Here is an 18,381-nt window from a genome sequence, read left to right on the forward strand (position 1 = left end):
ATAGACAATACAGAATAAACAGCATGAAACATATAGAATTACATATTAAAAAAATAGGCATTTTATTTTTGAGTCTTTTCGTACTAGCTGCTTGCAGCAAGGATGATGAGAACGACAATAACGGTGGCGACACGAAAAAAAGCGAAGCTAAGGAAATCACGGAATTTGCCTTTTTAATGTCTGATAACGAATCGTTTTCCAAGGATGTTCCAGGCACAATAGATGGCAATACCAAGACTATTAGGGCACGTGTTCCTAATGCGGCTGATCTTTCAAGTCTTACGCCCACGATCAAAGTATCTGTTGGGGCAACCATAGACCCAAAGGACAAAGTAACTGTAGACTTTAGCGAGGAAGTTACCTATACTGTAACGGCAGAGGATGGCAGTACAGCAAAATATGTTGTTGAAATCGACAGAATGCTATCGGAGCGGGATGCCTTGGCTGCAATTTACAATGCAAACCCAGAAAATACGTTGGGCTGGGATTTAGAAAAGGAACCTTCTGACTGGTCTGGGGTTATTATGGAAGGTGGCAAAGTGGTAGGTCTTGGATTGGGCCTGAGCAACTTGCTTACGCTACCTATTTCAATCGGTGACCTAGAGAACTTAACAGAACTGTCTGTTTCAGGAAATACGATAGCATCGGTTCCCTTGGAAATAGGCAACTTGACCAACCTTAAAAGCTTGAATTTGACGAATAATGGGTTCACATCCATTCCTGCAGAACTGGGCAACCTATCAAATCTAGAAGAGCTGTACTTAAGCAGCAATGCGCTCAAGGATATTCCTGTAGAACTGGGCAACTTGGAAAAGCTGGAAGAATTGTTTTTACCAAATAATTTCTTGACCAATCTCCCTGTTGAGCTTGGCAACTTGATAAATCTAAAGAAATTGTTTGTTAGCAATAACCCATTGTCGACCATCCCTGGCGAACTGGGCAACTTGGAGAACTTAACAGAACTGTTGTTGTTCGACAATACCTTAACGACCCTTCCTGACGAACTGGGCAACCTTTCAAAACTGGAGATTTTAAGATTAAGTGGAAATTCCTTGACCAGTTTTCCTGTTGCGCTGACCAACTTGGAAAATCTTCAAGAACTGTCCTTACGCAAAAATTCCTTGACATCTTTACCATCAGAAATAGAAAACCTCACCAATTTAATAGAATTGTATCTAAGTGATAATTCCTTGGCCTCGTTGCCTTCTGAAATCGGGAACCTGTCCAATCTAAAAGAACTATGGATTCTAGGTAATCCCTTGACCGCTATACCGAAAGAAATCTGTGCTCTGGATCTTGATGAGCTAAGGAAGGACGATACCCAAGTCTGCGAAGAATAACAAAACTCCAACTCTAAACCATAAACAGAAAAACAATTCAAATATCCAAAGATGAAAAAGTTAAGCCTATTATTTTTAAGCCTGTTCGTACTGGCCGCTTGCAGCAAGGACGATGACAACAACAATGGAACGGACGGAAGCAGTGACACAGAGATTACCTCGTTCACTTTTTTGGCAACCGACCATGAGGGTCTTTCCGAAGACGTAAAGGCCACGATAGACAAGGGAAATAAGACCATAAAGGCAGAGCTACCCTCGAATGTCGATATCAAGACGCTCAAACCGACCATAACGGTATCGGAAGGAGCGAGCGTTAGCCCAAAGGACAAAGCTGAGACAGACTTTAGCGAAGCGGTCACCTATACGGTCACCGCGGAGGACGGCAGCGAGGCGAAATATACGGTCACGGTGACCTTGGGGAAATCAAGTGCCAAGGCGATTGCCTCCTTCAAGTTTTTGGCGAGCGACAATGATGCCCTTTCAGAAGATATCGAAGCAGATATCGATGAAGAGGACAAGACCATCACAATCGTGATATCTTCCGAGACCGACGTAACGGCATTGAAGCCTACCATAACAATATCGGATAAGGCCGAGGTAGATCCAGTGGAAAAGGTTGCAACGGACTTTACAAACGAAGTGACCTATACCGTAACGGCCGAAGATGGTTCCAAGGCGGAATATACAGCTGCTACCGCACTGACGGAAAGAGAGGCCCTTATGGCATTTGGAAGGGCAAACCCTAATTTAGGGTGGAGTTTTGACCCCTCTATAACCAGGTGGTCAGGTGTTGGAGTCAATGATGAAGGAAAGGTACGATCGCTCAGTTTTCCTTATACTTCGAGAAATATAGCGGCCATTCCTCCAGAGATTAAATATCTCCCCAACTTGGAATCTATTTTTATAGTCAATGCATCTTTGAGCAGTGTGCCCAAAGAGATAGGGGAGTTGAAAAACCTAAAATCCTTAACGATTGCCCAAACTAATATCGATGCGATTCCAACCGAAATAGGAAACCTAAAAAACTTGACCGAGTTGAGTATTTCGGACAACAAAATAACGGAAATCCCGTCGAGCATTGGTAATCTTACCAATTTGGAAACACTCTTTTTTGGCGGAAACCTGATAACCAATTTCACGGAAGAGATTACACAATTAAAAAACCTCACCATATTAGGGTTTGGAAGTTCCGACATGGAGACTTTCCCTGAGGGGATAACCCAAATGACAAACCTGACCAGTTTGAATATCACTGAAAGCAGTATCGAGAGCTTATCAGACGAAATAGGCAATCTTGTCAATTTGACCCGATTGGACCTTAGGGAGAACAAGATAAAGGCAATACCGGCTTCCGTAGGTAGCCTTACCAATTTGGAAGACTTGATTTTGCATTTCAACCAAATTGCGGAGCTCCCCAGAGAGATAGGTAATTTATCGAAACTGGAGGCATTTCTTATTCAAGGTAACCCAGTCACCACAATCCCAAAGGAAATCTGTGCTTTGAACATCGAAGATTTCCAGAAAGATGCTAACCAAGTTTGTGAGCAGTAGTAGCCCCAAAATAAGACATATACTCAAAGATGAAAAGAATCAGTATTTTATTTTTAAGCCTGTTCGTGCTCGCCGCTTGCAGCAAGGACGATGACAATGACACCGGTGGCGATGCGAAAAAGAGCGATGCCAATGAAATCACCGCCTTTACCTTTTTGGCGAGCGATAACGAAGCCTTATCGCAAGACGTAAAGGCCACCATCGACAAAGGTGCCAAGACGGTAACGGCAGAAGTTCCAGTGGGCACCGATGTAAAGGCGCTAAAGCCTACCATTGCATTGTCGGAAAAGGCCACAGTGGACCCAAAAGACAAAACGTCTAGGGACTTTAGCGAAGAAGTCACCTACACCGTTACGGCGGAGGATGGCAGTACAAACAAGTACACAATTACTGTAATTATAGGAAAATCCAGTGCCAAGGCTATCACTGGCTTCAAGTTTTTGGCAGCCGACAACGATGCGCTGTCCACGGATGTCGAGGCGACCATCGATGAGGAAGAAAAGACCATCACGGCAGAGGCTCCCGTAGGCACCGATGTAAGGGGGTTAGTCGCTACCATCACATTTTCGGCACTGGCCAGTGTTACCCCTGAAAACAAGACGGCTGTGGATTTTAGCGATGCCGTGGCGTATACGGTTACGGCTTCGGACGGCAGTGCGCAAAAGTATACGGTCACGGTCAATGTTGAAGGGTCCAGTGCCAAGGCTATAACCTCCTTTACATTTTTGGCAGCGGACAACGATGCGCTGTCGGAAGATATCGATGCGACTATAGATGAGGAAGGGAAGACCATCACGGCCGAGGTACCCTCGGGCACGGAGATAAGTGCATTGCGCCCTACGGTCGAGGTATCGGCCAATGCGACTGTAAGCCCAGGGGACAAGGAGGTTGTTGATTTTAGTGAGGCGGTGGAGTACGTGGTAACGGCCGCCGATGATAGTGAACAGAAGTATATAATCACCGTAACGAAGGCGCTAACGGACAGGGAAATCCTTATTGCCCTGTACAATGCAAACCGTTTGAACACCACAAGCTGGGACATTGAAGAGGAAGACCTCTCCAAATGGGAGGGGATAACGGTCGTTAACGGTAGGGTCACCGAGATAAGTGTTGTCTTGAAACGAATAAGCACTATTCCGGAATCGATTACCGGTCTTACCGAACTGGAAAAACTATCCCTTATTAATAATGGTATCCGTACACTTCCTGCAGGTATTGGAAAGTTGACCAAACTAAAGGTCTTGAATTTAAGCCTAAACCAGATTTCCGAATTGCCCCAGGAAATGGAAAATCTAAAGGGTAGTCTCGAGAGTTTTTATTTTAACAACAACCGAATAGGAATATATCCCAATGTAATATCTGAGCTCACGAATTTAAAGATATTGTTCTTGGGAGCGAACAACCTTACCGAGCTTCCCCCAGGGATAGGGAACCTATCCAATCTTGAACAGCTTGATATTGATGAAAACAGTTTGAACGCCCTTCCTGCAGCAATAGGGAATCTATCCAATCTTAAAATTTTGAAAGTTCCGGAAAATGAATTGACCACACTTCCTAAGGAAATAGGAAGGCTTAAGAAGCTTGAACAACTTGAGATTTTTTGGAATAATTTTTCAAGCTTTCCAGAGGAAATGGCAGGGTTGGAGAGCTTGGATAGGTTACGTATTGATCGTGGTGATGAAGAACTATTTTCGCAAGCTTTCATTGAACTTATAAGGCGAAACGAGGTAAATGTATTTCTATTGGATAATTAATATTAAAGCTTTTTTGGACTATATACAGCATAGTTAAAATAATACCTTCAAAATGAAAAGAATCAGCATACTATTTATAAGCCTGTTCGTACTGGCCTCATGTAGCAAGGACGACGATAACAATGGAACCGATAGAGAAACAGAAAAAAGTGATGCCAAGGAGATCACTTCTTTCAAATTTTTGGCGAGCGACAACGATGGATTATCGGAGGATGTTACCGCTACCATAGACAAAGATGCCAAAACGATTACGGCCACCGTTCCATTTGGTGTGAATGTAAAAGTATTAAAACCGACGATTACAATATCAGAAAAAGCGATAGTAAATCCAAAGGAAAAGGTGGTCACAGATTTTACCGATTCTGTAATATACAAGGTTACGGCCGAGGATGATAGCGAGGTTAGCTATACGGTCTCATTATCTAATGATTCCCCTACGGAAAGACAGATACTTGTTAAACTGTACAATGCCAATCCGGACAATACCCTGAGCTGGGATATAGAGGAGGATGACATTTCTAATTGGCAGGGTGTTTATGTTGAAAATGGGGTAGTAACAGGACTAAGTTTTGAAGAGAGTGGCTTGGTAGTTTTACCCAATGAAATAGGTAACCTTATTAACCTTACATATCTGTATTTATCAAATAATCTGATAACAAACTTACCGTCAGAAATTGGAAAACTAACAAATTTAGAAACCCTTGATCTAGAACGAAATTCGTTAGAGAGCATTCCTTCAGAATTGGGAAATCTGGTAAAACTCAATACACTTTATTTGGGTTACAATTCCCTCATAAGTATTCCAGAAACGATAGGTAGCCTTTCCAACCTTGAAGACTTTGGTCTACAAAGTAATTCGATGACCAGTGTTCCTCCGGTAATAGGCAGTATGACCAATCTTAGAGCTCTTTCATTGTCTGGTCTTGACTTAAAAAGCTTACCAAATGAAATTGGGAATCTTGTTAACCTGGAAATACTTAATTTGGAATTCAATGCTATGACCAGCGTTCCTCCAGTTTTAAGTAAGCTCACCAAGCTCTTCCGACTTAATTTGAGAAGCAACGCCCTAACGGATTTAACAGGAATAGGTAGCCTTACCGCCAATCTTAGAGAGCTTTACTTATATGATAACCCGTTAACCAGTCTACCAGCAGAGATTGGGAATTTATCAAACCTTCGACTGCTTTATTTGCACTTGTGTTCCCTAACCAGTCTACCAGCAGAACTTGGAAACCTAACAAGCCTTCAAGACCTTTGGTTGCGTGATAATCCCTTGACAAGTCTCCCATCTGCAATAGGGAATCTCTCAAATCTTCGTAGGCTTTATTTACACAATGCTTCTTTGACAAGTCTGCCAGTAGAACTCGGTAACCTTGCAAACCTTCAAGAACTTAGGTTGTACAATAATTCGTTGGTCAGTATTCCAAAGGAATTGTCCAATCTAACAAACCTTCAGACATTGTCTTTGTACAATAATTCGCTAACAAGTATACCTGTCGAACTGTCCAATCTTCAAAACCTTAAGATTTTGGCCCTGCAAAACAATTCTTTAACGAGTATCCCTAAGGAGATTTGCGATATGGATTTAGAGACTTTCATAAAAGACGATTCTGCTATTTGCGAATAAAAATCAAATTACCCATAACAATATCCAAATAGAAACTATTAAACTTTTTTCAATATATCAAATAAACGAAAGCATACTGTTTCTGGATTTTTTGTATCGACCTCTGCAGTAAAGATTGGTTGAAATTGAAATCCAAACAATTAAAACCAATATTATGATGTCAAATAACATACAGATTCTAGTGATTTTTTTTATCACCTTATTTAGCATGAATATTTCTGCGCAAGAAGAAAACACAGAGGGCAAATCAAAAAGTGAGATATATTTGGAAAAAAAAAGGAAAGCGAAAGAAGAAGCTAAGCGAAAAAGATGGGAAGAAGAGGGTCTTTTATATGAAAAGGACGGAGTTTCCTATCTTAAGTACAACTGGAGGGAAGATCTTCCGCAGCAGGAGATTACCAGCGAAATGCATCGAAAAAACATTGGTAAGATTCTGTTTTCCAATGAAAAAATCCAGTTTGGTAGCGAAAACCCTTCAAAAATAAAAACAAAACTCACTTCGGGAGACCATATCTATGGCAGAATGTACTTGCTGAGCTCTATTCCCAATGATACGGTCTATGTAAGCGATGACCCTAAAAATAGTCCCAGAGAGGTCACTCGTGGCAATAAGTACAGTTCGGCCATGGCAGAGTATTTATTGTATATTAATGGAGAGTTGTCCAACTGGAGAATACAGAACGTAACGTTTGATGATGAAAATTTGCACCATACTACAAGACAGGTATGGTTGGCCCCAAAACCTGAAGACGAGTTGGTGTCTAAATATTGGCTTGAAGAATTGGATAAATTACCAGATGGAGAACATAATGTTAGAATTGAATATGTGCCGTTTGCAAAAAATGTAATTAGACCACTTGCAGTTGGTGAGTTTATTTTGGTCAAAAGCGCAAACAACATGCTATCCTCGGGACTTACATTCTCCAGTTTAGAAGAAGGCAGAAGGGATGCGACATTGGCCAACAAATCGCTTGAAATCATGAAGAAGAAATTCAGAGATCAAGGATGGGATGGTACCGTGAAAAAGATAAAGTTTAAAACGGACTGGGTCGCTTCATATGTGGGACCTTACAATGATAGGAAAAAGATTAGGGAAATTAGCTTGTACGTATACGTATCATACGGAAATGGAAAATGTATGGTCGAAGAGTTTACCATAGCCCAAAACCATAATGGTAGTGCTTTTAGCGGACCTTATTTTTACAGACGAATGATTTCAAGTAGCAAAAGGCGAGTGGATTGCGAGTAGCTATTTTACTGCTGTTTAGCACCTTTATTATGTGCCAATTTTGTTTTTGAATCACTATAGTACTTTAAAAACTTGATTTTTTGACAAGTGCCCATTGAAAATGGGAAGTACTTTTATTAAAATTTTGAGAATAAAATATACGGCACTAAAATGATGTGATTAGTATGTTCAATTCTCAACATCATCTTTAAAAACACTAGAATTGGTCAACAGACAACCGTGACCTATTGACCAGTTTTCATAAGGTCAGTGTAATTTGATAGTGAGGTTTAGATTTTTTTGTTTAGCATGTTGATTCAATACTGTGTTTAAAGGAAACCACCCAAATTTGGGTGGTTTCTGCTTTTTTAAAGATAGTTTTACGAATTTTGTATTCTAAACAAATTTGGATTATGGACCTAACAGGTAAAGTAGCTTATATAACTGGAGGAACTAAAGGAATAGGATATGGTGTGGCACAAATGCTATTGAAGCAAGGAATGAAAGTGGCCATAAGCGGAAGAAACCAAAAAGGTGTGGAAGAAGCTGTGCAAAGTTTGACGGACAAGGACAACGTTTTGGGGGTTTGTTCGGATGTTTCTAAACTCCAGGATGAGGTCAATGCCATTAAAAAGGTCATTGAAAGATGGGGGAAGTTGGATGTGGTGCTGGCCAATGCGGGAGTCGGTCATTTTTCCGCTATTGATGAAATGAAAGAGAGCGAATGGCACCAAATGATAAATACAAACCTCAACGGTGTTTTCCATACGTTAAAAGCCTCTGTTGAAGCTTTAAAACTATCTGAAGGGTATTATGTGACCTTGGCTAGTTTAGCAGGAACCAACTTTTTTGCACAAGGTGCTGGCTACAATGCGACTAAATTTGGTGTGGTTGGCTTTACCCAAGCAGCTATGTTGGACTTGCGGAAATACAACATTAAGGTAACAACGATTATGCCCGGGTCCGTAGCTTCTGAGTTTAATGGTAACGAACCTTCTGAAAAGGATGCTTGGAAAATACAGGCAGAGGATATTGGTAAATTGGTCGTGGATTTATTGATGATGCATCCGCGAACATTGCCTAGCAAAATAGAGGTTAGACCAACAAGACCTGATTTGAAGTCATAATATTTTATCAGAAAAGGGTATAGCTGGGTCACAGATTTCGCAAATCAATTTTTCAAGATAAGCTTCAAAAGTTTTTAAAACTTCTTTTGTGATGCTATTTCCGTCACAATAGAAAGGTAAAAAGCCTTGATTTAAATTCTTAAACGAGTAGATACCCGCCTGTATAGATTCGATATTGTTTTGTTTGGAATACATAAATGCATAGCATAGCAGTTGGAATGCCTTGCTTTTATCATAGTTGGTGATGAGCTCTTCCCAATCTTTGATTTTTACGTTTCTTGGCTCCACCCTTCCGGTCTTATAATCGACTATTCTTAAAATACCATCTACTTCATCTATTCTATCCAGCGTACCTTTTAACTTTATGGGAAAATCAACTCCATTAAAATCCAGTGCTATTGAAAACTTTTGCTCTAGACCTACTATTCTAATTTCATGTTTTTTTAGTTGTATAACTTCTTTATCAATAAAAGTATTCAGGTACTTTACAATGACCTTAAAAACCAAAAGAAATTTCCCTTTAGTGATGTCTATTCCCGGTAAGTTTTTATGAAAGTGGGCTACTACGATTTCTTCTACCTTTTTGCGAATAGGAGAAAAGTTTTCCATCGTTAGTACTCTCCCAATAAATGGTTGATATAGCTCATCTAAACTATCGTGAACAACAGTACCAAAGGTATTAGCTGCTATAGTTTCCTGTACCTTTTCTACATCATTTATTTTAAGAATGTTCCTTTTATAGAATTCTATGGGATTTTTGATATAGTTGGTAAGCGAAGTGGGAGAAAAACCAGTATTGGCAAAAGTTTTTATGTCAGTGTAAAGCAATGGACTTTTGATTATTTCGGGCACTGAACGCAAAGGAATATCTACCTGAGGGGATGCAACGGTATATGTTATGTAGGGAGTGAGTTTTTCATCCGTCAATAATTGGGAGATCAACCTACTTTTTTCTCCCCCTTCCAAAACATCCGGTTCTGTATTATAGATGATGTGAATATTTTTTGCCCGTTGTAACAGTCGGTAAAAATGATAGGTATATATCGCATCTTTTTCCTTATAAGTGGGCAAGCCATATTCTCGTTTTACATCAAAAGGAATAAAAGAGTTGTTAGATTTGCCAGAGGGAAGAATACCCTCATTTACCGATGTGAGAATGATAGTTTCAAAATCTAGGTTTCTACTCTCCAACATGCCCATGATCTGTAAACCGGAGAGCGGTTCTCCTATAAAATCCAATGTCTCTATGGAAGAGAGTTGAGCAAAAAAACTCCGTATCGACCTTAGGTTTGTTATAAAGCCAACGGTAGAAACATGTTGTTTGAGCTGGTTGAATATAGTATAAAATCTATATAAATATTCTAGTTCTTTACTATTTTCTTCTTTTTGATAAATCTCTTTCAACATTTGGATAAGAAGTAAGCAACCTTCGACCCAGTTGATGGGAGTCATGGATTCTAAGGGAAAGATAATGTCAATAAGCCGTTGTGATTCATGGTAATTAGAAAGGTTGTTGCTGTTGAGGTAAAGCCAGTTGTTTGCTTTTATGTCCGCAGTGATGTTTTTAGCTAAAGCTCTTTTTTCTGATGCGGAAATGGTTTGAAAATAGGGATTAGAAGTAAATTTGAGTACATCTTTATAGAACCACCCTTTTTCAGTTTTGCCGATGTTTAATTCTAACAACGTAATGAAAAAAGAAAACAAAAGTGTTTCTTCGAGCGGTAATCCCATTGTTATGTTTACTTCGTTTATTCCTTGGGGAATTGCCTGAAGGACCGGATTCAATAAGGACTCATCAGCAAGAACAAGCGCAGTGTTTTTTAGACCAATAGAAGATGTAGCTTGGATGTCCTGCAATAGGTTACCAACATATTTGGCTTGTGAAATACTTTTTGGAACACCGGTAATAGAAATCGACTTGGACGAAGTAAAAATATTGTGGATGCCGGACAGTTTTCTTGATTGATAGTACGACCAATTTTTTTGATAATTTCTAATAAAAAGACCTGCATCATGAATAGGGTCATCTAGAAAATTGGAATCGATATCCCAATAGATTTTATTGTCGGGATGTTCAAGAAAATGCTGTACGATAATGGATTCCGCTGTATTTAAGGCGTTAAAGCCTATAAATATGATTTGGCTTTTCTTCCTGGATTGGGAGTAATCATCAAGGTTTTCAACAGCTTTTCGATACACCAAACCTTGATATCCTTTGTTTTGGGATAAAAGAGAAACAGTAAAAGAATTGTATAGCACCTCAAGATTTTGCCACTGTTCCATATAGTTTTGAACTAGCTCAGTCTTATTGCTTTGCAGTGACCAATGGGTCAGCTCTTTGATAGCTGAAAGGTAATTGAGAATGTCTTTGGCTGGAATAAGATATCTGTCTATCTCATTAAAATCTTGTAATAGTGTTTGTCCCCATTTTAGAAAAGTGTTAAAATCATCATGGACTTTTATTTTTGAATTTTTATATGAGCTATAGAGTTCTAATAATAAATCTATAGGAGGGACTGTAACTATGCCGGAAATTTGGGACACAAAATCTTCAATCGACAGAATTTCTGGACTAAAGATATTTTGGGTGATGATCGAAGAAATATATTTTTTCAGGAAAGTGCCTGATCGCTTACTGGGAAGTATAAAGGTACATGATTCCAATGCCACTTCTTTTTTCTGAAGGTCATATAGAACATGTTCAAGAAAGCTTTGATGCATATGCTAAAATAAAAAAGGCTCTGCATATGCAGAGCCTTTTCAAATAGAAAACTAAAGTTTTCCTATAATTACTTTACCAAGTTGATTTCAACTCTTCTGTTTTGAGTTCTACCAGCTCTAGTATTGTTAGTAGCAATAGGCTTGTCTTCACCGTATCCGATTGCAGTCAATCTATCAGAACCGATACCTTTGTCAATCAAGAAATCTCTCACAGAGTTAGCTCTCTTCTCAGAAAGTGACTGGTTCAATTTAGCGCTACCTACACTATCAGTGTGACCTTCAACGGTAAACTTAGCGTTAGGATACTCGTTCAAGATTTGGATGATATCAACCATTACTGAAGTAGACTCAGCTTTGATGGAAGCTTTACCAGTATCGAACAAGATAGTTCTAGCGTAGTCGTTCAATTGCTTTTGAACTTCTTCAGTTACTTCTGGGCAACCGTTGTTTGCAACAGTACCAGCTACATCTGGACATTGATCGTCTTTATCCAATACGCTGTCACCATCTTTATCTGGCCATGGGCATCCTTTGTTTTCAGCAGGACCAGCTTCGTTAGGACAAGCATCATCTTTATCAGCAACTCCGTCACCGTCAGCATCTGGACAACCAGCTAAAGACTCAAGACCAGCTTCATTAGGACAAGCATCATCTTTGTCAGCAACACCGTCACCATCAGAATCAGGACAACCGTTCATTTCTTTAGAACCAGCTTCGTTAGGGCAGCTATCTTTGCTATCTTCGATTCCGTCACCATCAGCATCAGGACAACCGTTGAAAGCTTCTAGACCAGCAACTTCTGGACAAGCATCGTCTTTATCGTAGATTCCGTCACCATCAGTGTCAGTTCCACCAAATTTGATGCTAAGACCTGCCATGTGCTGGAAATGTTTAACCAAGTAATCTTCGAAAGCGTGCTTGTACTGTGTTTGTAATGTAAGACCAATGTTTTCTGAAAACCATACATTAACACCAATACCACCATTTGCAGTACCAGCACCAATTTCGTCTACCCAAGTATAACCACCACCTATTTCAACAAAAGGATCTATAGTAGTGTTCTTAAGGAAGTTGTATTTAATTGTACCATCTATAGCGTAATGTGAAAGGTCATCAACTGATTGGTCACCTAATTTTTCGATTCTGTTCAAAGAACCTCTTGCACCAACAGAGAAACCATCACCAACGTATTTAGAAACAGATACAAAGGAAACAGATGGCAAGATGTTCCAGTGGTCAGATACGTTAAAGTATTCATCAAACAATGTTGTGCTTGAGAAAGGATTGTTTTCGTCATTAGTTGGGTAAACGTCAATAGCGTTCACTCCGAAACTAATCTGCCATGGATTGTTCTCGTCTTGCGCTTGTATGTTGTTAGCTCCTATAAAAACTAGGGCAACAACTAATAATTTGCTAAGATGTTTCATGCTCAAAATTTTAAGTTTAAGTGTTTATCAGCTGCAAATGTAAGTTGTTAAGAACTATTAACAAAATCAATTTTTCTTTTTTTTTAACGCAATACATAGAAGAATTGTCGCACTTAAACGATTTTTAAAGTCTTACCTACCTTTATAAATGCGTTTATTGCTTGGTCCAAATGATGCTTTTCGTGAGCGGCCGATAACTGCACCCTGATTCTTGCTTTGCCCTTTGGAACTACTGGAAAGAAGAAACCGATAACGTATATATTTTCCTCCAATAGCATGTCCGCCATTTTTTGGGATAGCTTTGCGTCATATAGCATAACAGGGACTATGGCAGAGTCACCATCGATGATGTCAAAACCAGCCTCTTTCATGCCTTTCTTGAAGTAGGCCGTGTTGCTTTCGAGCTTATCTCTTAAGGAAGTGTCGTTTTCCAACATTTCAAAAACCTTAATAGAAGCTCCAACAATGGCAGGGGCCAAAGAGTTGGAAAACAGATATGGGCGGGACCTTTGACGCAATAGCTCAATAATTTCTTTTTTCCCTGTGGTATACCCTCCCATTGCACCACCTAGCGCTTTGCCCAATGTGCCGGTAATTATGTCTATCCTGTCCATGACACCTTTATCCTCCAAGGTTCCTCTGCCTGTTTCGCCAATGAATCCAGCGGAATGGCATTCATCTATCATTACCATGGCATCGTAAGCATCTGCCAAGTCACAAATTTTATCTAGAGGAGCCAAAAGCCCGTCCATGGAGAAAACACCATCGGTAACAATTATTTTGAACCTAGCTCCATCTTCTTTGCTTTGTTTCAGTTGAGCCTCTAAATCGGCCATGTCGTTATTTGCATATCTATAGCGTTTTGCCTTGCATAAACGAACCCCATCAATAATGGAAGCATGGTTCAGGGAATCTGATATAATAGCATCTTCCGCGGTCAACAAAGGTTCAAAAACTCCCCCATTGGCATCAAAGGCAGCTGCATAAAGAATAGTATCTTCGGTACCATAAAAATCAGCTATTTTTCCTTCCAGTTCTTTGTGTATATCCTGAGTGCCACAAATGAACCTGACAGAGGACATTCCAAACCCATGGGAGTCCAGTGTGTCTTTTGCAGCTTGTACCACTTCTGGATGCGATGAAAGCCCTAAATAATTATTTGCGCAAAAATTAATGACTTCCTGTCCTGTCGATATTTTTATCACCGCATCTTGTGGAGACGTTATAATACGCTCTTTTTTGAAGAGCCCTGCCTCTTTTATAGTATCCAATTCATGGGTAAGGTGTTCTTTTATCTTTCCGTACATAGTTTTTAATTAAAGGAAAATAGGATTTATTTTTTGGTCAATATAGACAATTATAGCATGTTTAATTTCAAAATTCATGTCTTTTAATACTTGGGCATATTCTAAAATTTGCTGTTCGTGCGAAATAGAGGGCTTTCCCGTTTTGTAGTCCATAATAACTACAGTATTTCCTTTTACCGCAAGACGATCTGGTCGGAAGGATTTTCCAGATACAGTTAGTATTTCTTGCTCGTTCAGGATTTCGTAATCATTGGAAAAGTAGCTTTTTAGCTCAGGATGGTTTACAACAGCTAAAATCTTTTGTTCTAGGTAATCTTCAAATTCTTTTTGAAGATGTCCCCATTCTTTTAGTTCCTTGATTACGTTTTCAATATCATCTGAAGTTTTAATGTTGCCGAGCGTATGATGGACCAAATTGCCCATTTCGATAGCGGTTCTTTTTTGATCATCCCATAACTGACCGGATTTGGTTGAAACAGTAAAGCCTTCGTCCCTTTTGTTTCTTGTGATATATGGGATATATTGATTCTCTTCCAACGTTTCAGAATTGACAGTATCATTTTTTAATATGCTTCCGAAGGAATAACATGTTTCTTCGTCTTTATAAAGACCTTGCTCTTGTAAATAATAAAGGAATACATCCGAATAGGAATTGGCCTCAGCCAAAACGCTATTTTTTTTACCTTCTTCAGAAATAATGAACAGCCCCTTTTTGGCACGGGTCAAAGCTACGTACAGCACATTAATGGCATCCAAGGTTGTTTTTTTGGATTCATCCAAATAGATTTCTGCGGCAACCTCATTATAATGTAACATTTCTTGATTGATATTCACCAAAAACTCTGGTAACCCTAGGTTTTCTTCAACAGCTGTCGTAGGAATCCAAGACTTCTTCTTTTTTCTTTTATCATCGATTATAGTATTGGCAAAAGGAAAAATCACAATTGGAAATTCCAGACCCTTAGCTTTGTGAATCGTCATGATCCTAATGGCATTTATAGTATCTGGAGCGGCTATGGAGAGCGTATTCTTCTTTTGTTCCCAATGCTTTAGAAAAGAATGAATTTCAGGACCTTCCTTTTTCTCTATAAGTAATACTTCATCCATTAGAAAGGTAAGATAAGCGGCATCGGTTTTGGAGAGGTCAAATTGAACGATGGCATTTTCCAAAATATTGAAAACAGACAGCCCCTTCAATTTTGAGATATGAAATCCATAGTTTTTTGAAAGCAATAGTTGTGGGTCATTAATGGCTTGGGCTATAAAATCATGTCTAGTATCTTCAGAAGGAGCTAAGAACATCAAAACCTCATAAACCGCATCTTTATCATGAACATTATCGATTAGTTTCAACAATGATATCAAGAAATTTACCTTATGGTTTTTACCAAGCAATAACGAATCCGATGAAATTACGGGAACCCTGTTCTGAAGTAAGAAATCAGCGAGCAACATTCCTTTGGAATTGTCACGCACCAGAATACAAATATCTGAATAGCGGTAGGCATGTAATGTAGCTTGGTCAATTGCCTTTAAAACTTCGGCACAATAGGCTTCTTCATTTTTTTGTGGAGTATCCCCTTGTACGAATGACAGTTGTACAAAACCACCCGATTCGCTATTTGGTTTTTGATTACTGCCTTCTAAGAATAGTGTTCTGTAATCCTCATTTTTAAATAAAGGCGCAATGGTAGCAAAAAAAGTATTGTTAAATTGAACAATCTCCTTGTGGCTTCTCCAATTGGTATCTAGGGTTTTTACCGTTGGATTCAGTACAAAAGGATTGTTTTGGATCATTAATAGATTTAAAAACTGTTCGGCCCTACCACCTCTCCATCTATAAATGGCCTGTTTTACATCACCAACAAGAAATAAAGAACCACGTTCTCTTTTTTCGTCTTCGCTTTCGAGGGCATTACTGATCAAAGGAATTAGGTTGTTCCATTGCATTTGAGAAGTGTCTTGGAACTCATCAATAAAATAATGGCGGTACTTTTCTCCTAATCTTTCATATATAAAAGGTACAGGTTGATTTTTGATTTCTTTGGAAAGCAGGGAATTTAAAGAGGAAATGGGGATAATATCCTTTTCAAGCTCAATGTTTTTTATTTCTTTGGCTATCTCATTGATTAGGGCCAATGGAACGATATTGCCGTAGATATTTTTAAAATAATTGAGTTGATATAGTACTTTTTTAATTGTTGAAAATTGGTTGAGCACGATTGCCCCGAGCTTGGTGGAATCCCGTTTATCTGCTGCCTTTAGAATTTTACCATCAATTAGGTTTTGTTCCAGTTTGTTGCTGTAGAGCACCTTAACATTGAATTCTTTATTCTGAATTTTTTTAAAATGGTTTGGAAGGGTTTGTCTTGGAAAATCGGAAGCATCAAACCCAAGAGCATCAATTTCTGAAAGAGTTCTTTCTGCCGCTTCAACGGCTTTTTTTTCCAATAGTTTAATTTCCTTTGTAACCTTGGCTTGTATCCGTTTAAAATCTCCTAAGGATTTTGATTCCAGTTTTTCAAGATAGGGGGCATGGTTTTCTTGAAAAAGTAGCTTTCCAATTTCTACAAGATCATAAGAAATATTCCAGCTTTTGTCATCATCAATTTTCTCAAGAGCAAAAGCAATAAGTATATCGGTAAGCTCTCTATCACTGCCCGAGCGTTCCAATAAATTACCAACAGCCTCTTCCAAAAGCTGTTCGGTGTCCAGTTCTACTTCAAAGTTTTGGGAAAGTTGAAGGTCCCTGGCAAACGTTTTTATGATTTTGTGGTTAAACTTATCTATGGTAGAGATTTCGAAAAAAGAATAGTTGTGCAGAATTCTTTTAAGGACACGTTTTGATTTTGATTGCAACTGCTGGGCATTCAATGAAAGGTCTTGGCAAATTTCATGAAAAAGGGCTCCTTGATCAGCGGGATTTTTAATAGACCCAAAACTGTATAAGCTCTCAAGAATTCTGGTTTTCATTTCCTCCACGGCTTTGTTCGTAAAGGTTATGGCCAATATTTGCCTAAACTTGGTTGGGGAATCATTGGAGAACAATAACTTAAGATACTCCTTGGTCAAGGTATATGTTTTACCAGAACCAGCAGATGCATTGTATATTTTAAAGTTGGACGTCCCCAATTTTTTTCTTGCAAATTACGGATTACCTCACTTAACTTAACAAGGAATTAAATGAATATATCTCTTAAAACCGTATTTTTACAAGAATCATTAATAACTTAAAAACAAAATAATTATGGCTTTTGAATTACCAAAATTACCTTATGCGTATGATGCTCTAGAGCCTCATATTGACGCAAGAACAATGGAAATTCACCACACAAAGCACCATAATGGCTATACCACTAAATTAAATGGTGCAATTGCGGGTACGGATTTAGAAGGAAAAGAGATTCTTGATATTTTATCCAATCTTGACATGTCCAATGGAGCAGTTAGAAACAATGGTGGAGGATTTTACAACCACAGTCTTTTTTGGGAAGTAATGTCACCAGATGGAGGCGGTCAGCCAAGCGGTGATCTAGCTACGGCAATCGATGAAGCTTTTGGCTCTTTTGATAGCTTTAAAGAGGAGTTTAGCACTGCAGCTGGAACTAGATTTGGGTCTGGATGGGCATGGCTTTGTGTACACGAAGGTGGTAAACTTACAATTTGTTCAACGCCAAACCAAGATAACCCAATAATGCCCGAAACGGGTTGTGGGGGAAATCCTATTATGGGATTGGATGTTTGGGAACATGCCTATTACTTAAACTATCAAAACAAGAGACCGGATTATGTTTCTGCATTTTTCAATGTTATCAATTGGGATAAGGTTTCCGAGAACTATCAAGCTGGGAAATAAGTAAATAGCATTTTTTAGATTTAAAAAGGCCCTGTACAATTTTGTACAGGGCCTTTGTATTTCATGAAAAGTCAAAAATAGAAAAGGGTGAGGAAGCCCTCACCCTTTTCGTCCCAAATCTTACCATAAACTTAACCTACTTATGCTATGGCAAAACTAAAATACTGGTATTGTGAGAAATAACAAAAGTTTTTGTGGAATTTTTTGATTTTTCAAATTTCTAAAAGTGGCCGCAGCTCGCTTAAAATCTGTTAAATCGTTGGGGTTCAAATATAAAGAGGGCGAAGTCTCCTTCGCCCTCTTTCCCCAAATCTTACCATGAACTTAACCTACTTATGCTATGGTTCTCCAAAAATAGGGCAAGCTTATCCTTTGAGTAAAAGCTTTTAGATGAAACCCTAATTATTTGGTTGAATTACTATGGGTGTCGTTGGCGGGTACTA

11 protein-coding genes are annotated in these 18,381 nt (G+C 39.0%); 7 read left to right on the forward strand and 4 right to left on the reverse strand.

Annotated elements, in window-relative coordinates; genetic code table 11:
- The first annotated feature begins 23 nt into the window (after positions 1-23).
- The 6 genes from LV716_RS08510 (at position 24) to LV716_RS08535 (ending at position 8,627) form a co-directional block, all read left to right on the forward strand.
- Complete coding sequence (locus LV716_RS08510; protein WP_163417319.1) at positions 24-1,340, forward strand: leucine-rich repeat domain-containing protein; 1,317 nt, start codon at positions 24-26, stop codon at positions 1,338-1,340.
- Positions 1,341-1,391: 51 nt separating this feature from the next.
- The gene (locus tag LV716_RS08515; protein ID WP_163417320.1) at positions 1,392-2,891 is read left to right on the forward strand and encodes a leucine-rich repeat domain-containing protein; all 1,500 of its coding nucleotides are present in this window, start codon (positions 1,392-1,394) and stop codon (positions 2,889-2,891) included.
- Positions 2,892-2,920: 29 nt separating this feature from the next.
- Positions 2,921-4,645 carry a DUF5018 domain-containing protein gene (locus LV716_RS08520; protein WP_163417321.1) on the forward strand — a complete coding sequence of 575 codons (1,725 nt, stop codon included), beginning with the start codon at positions 2,921-2,923 and terminating at the stop codon, positions 4,643-4,645.
- A gap of 52 nt (positions 4,646-4,697) precedes the next feature.
- Complete coding sequence (locus tag LV716_RS08525) at positions 4,698-6,272, forward strand: leucine-rich repeat domain-containing protein (RefSeq protein WP_163417322.1); 1,575 nt, start codon at positions 4,698-4,700, stop codon at positions 6,270-6,272.
- A 154-nt stretch (positions 6,273-6,426) separates the two neighbouring features.
- On the forward strand, positions 6,427-7,521 hold the full coding sequence (locus tag LV716_RS08530; RefSeq protein WP_163417323.1) for a hypothetical protein: 1,095 nt from the start codon (positions 6,427-6,429) through the stop codon (positions 7,519-7,521).
- Between the two features lie 392 nt (positions 7,522-7,913).
- On the forward strand, positions 7,914-8,627 hold the full coding sequence (locus tag LV716_RS08535) for an SDR family oxidoreductase (RefSeq protein ID WP_205600110.1): 714 nt from the start codon (positions 7,914-7,916) through the stop codon (positions 8,625-8,627).
- On the opposite strand, the gene LV716_RS08540 is transcribed toward LV716_RS08535, so the two are convergent.
- The 4 genes from LV716_RS08540 to LV716_RS08555 form a co-directional block, all read right to left on the reverse strand.
- Positions 8,622-11,348 carry a PD-(D/E)XK nuclease family protein gene (locus LV716_RS08540; RefSeq protein ID WP_163417324.1) on the reverse strand — a complete coding sequence of 909 codons (2,727 nt, stop codon included), beginning with the start codon at positions 11,346-11,348 and terminating at the stop codon, positions 8,622-8,624. The two genes, LV716_RS08535 and LV716_RS08540, sit on opposite strands and share 6 nt — an antisense overlap.
- A gap of 68 nt (positions 11,349-11,416) precedes the next feature.
- Positions 11,417-12,775 (reverse strand): OmpA family protein, encoded by a 1,359-nt coding sequence (locus LV716_RS08545; RefSeq protein ID WP_163417325.1) that lies wholly within the window; start codon positions 12,773-12,775, stop codon positions 11,417-11,419.
- Between the two features lie 113 nt (positions 12,776-12,888).
- Positions 12,889-14,082: a glycine C-acetyltransferase gene (gene kbl / locus LV716_RS08550; RefSeq protein WP_163417326.1), complete on the reverse strand. Its 1,194-nt coding sequence runs from the start codon at positions 14,080-14,082 to the stop codon at positions 12,889-12,891.
- A 9-nt stretch (positions 14,083-14,091) separates the two neighbouring features.
- Complete coding sequence (locus LV716_RS08555; RefSeq protein ID WP_163417327.1) at positions 14,092-17,214, reverse strand: exodeoxyribonuclease V subunit beta; 3,123 nt, start codon at positions 17,212-17,214, stop codon at positions 14,092-14,094.
- Between the two features lie 115 nt (positions 17,215-17,329).
- On the opposite strand from LV716_RS08555, the gene LV716_RS08560 reads away from it, so the two are divergent.
- Complete coding sequence (locus LV716_RS08560; protein WP_163417328.1) at positions 17,330-17,938, forward strand: superoxide dismutase; 609 nt, start codon at positions 17,330-17,332, stop codon at positions 17,936-17,938.
- Positions 17,939-18,381: the final 443 nt, after the last annotated feature.

It is taken from the genome of Flagellimonas sp. HMM57 (assembly GCF_021390175.1).
Classification (GTDB): Bacteria; Bacteroidota; Bacteroidia; order Flavobacteriales; family Flavobacteriaceae; genus Flagellimonas.